The organism is Oscillatoria sp. HE19RPO (genome assembly GCF_024220515.1).
Lineage (GTDB): Bacteria > Cyanobacteriota > Cyanobacteriia > Cyanobacteriales > Laspinemataceae > Laspinema.
Window position 1 is genome coordinate 1 of record NZ_JAMXOT010000384.1, and the last position, 4,911, is coordinate 4,911.

At 47.5% G+C, this 4,911-nt stretch carries 3 protein-coding genes; all 3 read left to right on the forward strand.

Annotated elements, in window-relative coordinates; all coding sequences use genetic code 11:
• Positions 1 to 121 precede the first annotated feature (121 nt).
• The 3 genes from NG833_RS27260 to NG833_RS27270 all read left to right on the forward strand — a co-directional run bounded on the left by NG833_RS27260 (position 122) and on the right by NG833_RS27270 (position 4,724).
• The gene (locus tag NG833_RS27260; protein WP_254568413.1) at positions 122 to 481 is read left to right on the forward strand and encodes a WD40 repeat domain-containing protein; all 360 of its coding nucleotides are present in this window, start codon (positions 122 to 124) and stop codon (positions 479 to 481) included.
• 52 nt (positions 482 to 533) lie between these two features.
• Positions 534 to 1,304: a pentapeptide repeat-containing protein gene (locus NG833_RS27265; RefSeq protein ID WP_254568414.1), complete on the forward strand. Its 771-nt coding sequence runs from the start codon at positions 534 to 536 to the stop codon at positions 1,302 to 1,304.
• Positions 1,305 to 1,508: 204 nt separating this feature from the next.
• Positions 1,509 to 4,724: a tetratricopeptide repeat protein gene (locus NG833_RS27270; protein WP_254568415.1), complete on the forward strand. Its 3,216-nt coding sequence runs from the start codon at positions 1,509 to 1,511 to the stop codon at positions 4,722 to 4,724.
• The last annotated feature ends 187 nt before the right edge of the window (positions 4,725 to 4,911 follow it).

Here is a 4,911-nt window from a genome sequence, read left to right on the forward strand (position 1 = left end):
AGGGAACTCCAAAAAATAAAACCTTCAAAAAACCCGCACCCTGAAGGGTGGGGCTACACGGACAAAGCCCGCCTGCGCGGGCTAAAAGAGCCTTGTTAGGTGCGATCGCATCAAAGCAAGGATGATTTATTTGTTGGAATCCCCTAACGGCATTCAGTTTTGGAATCCCACCAACGGGAGTGCAGTCAGTCGCATCCCCAGGGGTCAAAAATACGCTTTGAGTCCCGATGGTCAAACTTTGGCCCTTTGTGCGAGAAGCGAAATTTCCCTCGTCGATGTCGCCTCAACCCAAGTGGTTCGGACCCTGCCGGTCCCCTCAAGTTGTTACCAGTTAGTGTTTTTGCCCGACGGCAAAACCCTTGTCAGTGGGGGAAATGGCGGTAAAATTGAGCTATGGGATATCAATACTCCTATAACCTGGAACCTCACGGGTCCCTTCCCGGGTCTCTTGGGGAGAGGACCCGTGAGGAGTCTATATTAAATCCGACTTTTTCACTCTAGCTGAGGTATAGTTATTAGTCATGAGAGAGGCAGTGAAATCACAACTATTGGGTTTAACGTTTCTGTTCCTATCCTTGGGGGGGATGGGACTGACTCGCGCGGAAAATTCGACTCACCTTCAGCAATTGCGGCAAACCAATCAATGTCCGAACTGTGATTTGCGCGGAGTCAATTTGTCTCGTATTCAACTCAGAGGGGTGAATCTCACGGGAAGTAATCTCACCGGGGCCGATTTCAGCTATGCTGACTTGGAAAATAGCGACTTGCGCGGGGCGAATCTCACCGGGGTTAATTTTAACGGGACCATTCTCTCAGGTGCGCGGTTAGATAGCACAACCCAAATCGATCGCAAATGGCGAATGGTTTGGGAAATCGTCTCTCAAGGGGCGCGGGGACGGGATATTTCTGGGGCTGACTTATCTCATGCCTATCTCCAAAATGTCAATTTCAGTGGGGCAAATTTGGCGGGGTCTAACTTAACTCAGGCTGAATTAAATGGCTGTAACTTAAATAGTGCGAATTTAAGCAGTGCAAACCTCACAAGTACCAACTTAAGCCGTGCGAATCTCACGAATGCCGACTTAAAAGGGGCAAATTTACGGGAGGCTAATTTGCAGGGGGCGGATCTAAGTGCGGCAGACTTAAGGGATGCGGACTTGCGGGGGGCTGATTTAACTCGGGCGGACTTGCGAATGGATTCGGTTTGGGGATATACTCGTTTACGCGGGGCTAATCTGGATGGGGTGAATGTCTGTGATGCGGTGATGGAGGAGGGGTTAAAAGTGGAATTGAATTGTCGGTGAGGTCATTGAGGGGCGATCGACGCTATAACAGAATAACAGAAATAGAATCCCCCAGTCCGGGGGTACAGGATTGGTTAGAAAGCGAGTTTTTTTACAAAAATTTCTGCCAATCTCCAGTCAAGAAAGGGCCAAAAACCCGGGTTTTTGTCCCTGGGATCTCATCCAATCTCGATGCTTTAGTCCTGTTAACCCCAAGGTAGTCTTATGCATTTCCCTTTCAGTCGTCTTACCCTCATTCCAGCGATCGCCTTGCTGTCGGTCCCGGCATCCGCATTCTCTGCGCCTCCCTTGGCGCAAATCCCCTCTTTGAACAGGTCCGGACCCGGACCCTCTAGCGAACTGCTAAATGATACCCCGCGCCTCCTGGAACAGGGAATTGAGCAATTTCGCCAGGGAGACTTTCAAACCGCCTTGCAAATTTATCAACAAGTCTTACAGCAACATTCCCTCCAAGGCGATCGCCTCCAGATGGCGGTTGCCATGACCCAGATTGGCGAAGTTTATACTGCCCTGAGTGATTATACCAAAGCTCTCGAACAATTAGAAGCCGCCTTAGCCATTCGCGAGGAATTGAACGATCGCCCGGGAGTGGGAGAAACCCTGAATCATCTCGGGTTTGTCTACAGTCGCTTAGGAGACTATCCCCAAGCGCGGCAACACCATGAACAAGCCTTAGAAATTGCCCAAACCTTCAACAATCGCCCCATTGAAGGGGAAGCGTTACATCACATTGCCGCAGTATATGCGGCAACGGGAGAGTATCAAAAAGCGGTGCAATTGTATCAAGAAGCCCTGGTCATTCGTCGGCAAGTCGGGGATAAACGAGATGAGGGACGGACTCTCAATAATCTGGGTGGTGTGTATTACAATCTGGGAGAAGCACAACAGGCTTTAGACTTGTATGAACAAGCGCTAAAATTGCGAGAAGAAATTGGCGATCGCGCAGGAGTGGCGCGGTTATTAAGTAATATTGGGTTGTTATATCGCCAATTCGGTCAAGGCGATCGGGCGTTGTCATACTATGAACAAGCCTTACCTATTTTAGCAGAAATTGGAGACAAATCGAGCTTAGGCAATACCTTAAATGGATTAGGGGTACTCTATGAAGAACGCGGAGAGTATCAACAAGCCTTGTCAATTTATAATCAATCCTTAGCCATTGCCGAAGAAATAGGCGATCGCCCCGGCATGAGTAAAACCCTCGACAATGTAGGGGGAATTTATTATAGCCTCGGGCAGTATCCCCAGGCCCTGACCTTTTATGAACAGTCCTTAAGCCTCCGCCAAAGCCTTGGCGATCGTCCCGGGATGGGAACCGTCCTCAATAATTTAGGTGGTCTTTATTATAGTTTAGGCGAGTATCCCAAAGCCTTAGAAGTTTTACAACAAGCCTTAGCCATTCGCCAAGAAATTGGCGACAAATCGGGAGAAACCCGTAACCTAAATTCCTTGGCGATCGTCTATGAAAAGCTCGGTCAATATCCCGAAGCCTTAGACAGCCATCAACAAGCCTTAGCAATTGCCAACGCCATTGGCGACCCCACCGCCCAAGGGAATGCCCTCGAACATATTGGCTGGGTTTACCTCAGTTTAGGGCAAACCGCTCAATCCTTAGACTTTTTACAACAAGCCCTCCAAACCTTTCAACGCATTGGCGATCTAGTCTCCGTCGGACGGACTCTTAATGGCATTGCTTCCGTCTATTATCGCCTCAAACAATATCCCCAAGCCTTAGAATTTCTTCAACAAAGTATCAAGATTTTAAGAGAAATGGGAGACAAAGCCGGAGAAGCGATCGCCTTGGCTAATTTAGGTAGAATTTTTCAAGAGCAAGAAGATATTCTCTTAGCCACTGCCTTTTATAAACAAGCCGTCAACCTTCATGAATCCATCCGCCAAGACCTCCGAGTTTTATCAATGGAACGGCAGCAATCCTTTACCGAAACTGTTGCCGATACTTATCGTCACTTATCGGATTTATTGCTCCGACAAAATCGGGTTTTAGAGGCGCAACAAGTCCTAGACTTATTGAAAATTCAAGAACTCGATGAATACCTGCAAAATGTTCAAGGCAACGAACAAACTGCCTCCGGAGTCCAGTTTTTACCGGAAGAAGAAAAACTCGCCGAAGAATATCTCACCCTTCAAGAACAGGCGATCGAACTGGGGCAAGAATTAAGCCAATTACAAAGCATTCCGGAAACCGACCGAACCCCAGAACAGCAAGCCCGGATTACTGAACTAGAAAGTATCCTGCAAACCCTGCGCCAAAAGTTTGACCGTTTCCTCGAAAGTCCTGAAATCATCGAAATTGCCGCTGAAATTGCCCGCAAAACCAGTGGAGAAAACCTAGACTTAAGCAATATAGCCCAATTACAAGCGTCATTGCAACAGTTAAATCAAAAGGCCGTATTGCTCTATCCCCTGATTTTAGAAGACCGCATCGAACTGATTTTAATTACCCCAGACAGTCCGCCGATTCATCGGTCAGTTGCCGTAAATAAAGCCCATTTAAGTCAGGGCATTACGGAGTTTAGAACCGCCCTTACCGTTCCCTCCAAACGAGCCAATGCTGATATCCCTAAAATCGCAGGGAGGCAGTTATATAATTGGTTGATTCAACCGTTTCAAAGTGAACTGGACCGGCTAGAAGTCGAGACCATTATTTATGCTCCTGATGGAATTTTACGTTATATTCCTTTAGCTGCCTTATATGATGGAGAAAATTGGCTGGCCCAACGGTATCAAATTAATAATATTACGGCGGCTTCATTAACTAACTTTAATGTTGCCCCTTCAGAAGAACTCAAAATTTTAGCCGGTGCCTTTACCCAAGGGACTTATAGCGTGGAAGTGGGAACGCGACAATTAGCATTTTCCGGGTTACCTTTTGCGGGAAAAGAAGTAGAAAATTTGGCCGCGACTATCCCAGGAACCATGAAACTGATTGATTTAGACTTTAACCGGAGTGCCACCACCTCGGGAATCAGCGATCGCAATGTGATTCATTTAGCTACTCACGCCGCCTTTGTCAGTGGTCAACCGGAAGATTCATTTATCATGTTAGGCGATGGCGATCGCATCACCTTACGCGACTTAGAAGACTGGTCCTTACCCCACGTCGATTTAATCGTCCTCAGCGCTTGTCAAACCGCAATGGGGGGACAAATGGGGAACGGAACCGAAATCCTCGGATTTGGCTATCAAATGCAAAAAGTCGGGGCCAAAGCCGCAGTGGCCTCTTTGTGGTCCGTAGATGATGGGGGCACTCAAGCCCTCATGACCGCTTTTTATAATAGCTTAAAAACTGGCACTAACACAACTGCCGCCCTCCAAACCGCTCAATTAGCCTTACTAGAAAGCGATTACAATCATCCCTATTATTGGGCTTCTTTTATTCTCATTGGCAATGGATTGTAACGGCGGTAAATCACCGCTATCCTGGCCCTCAATCCGGCCAAGGATAGAATCATCCTAATCAAGGAGTGGGAGCATCTTGCTCCCAAAGGTTAATTTATGCCCCTGTAGAAAATCTCCCATAACTGTAGAGGCAAAGGCAATTCGCCAATCGCCTCTACAGTTATGGGGAATTCTTTAACTCTGTGTA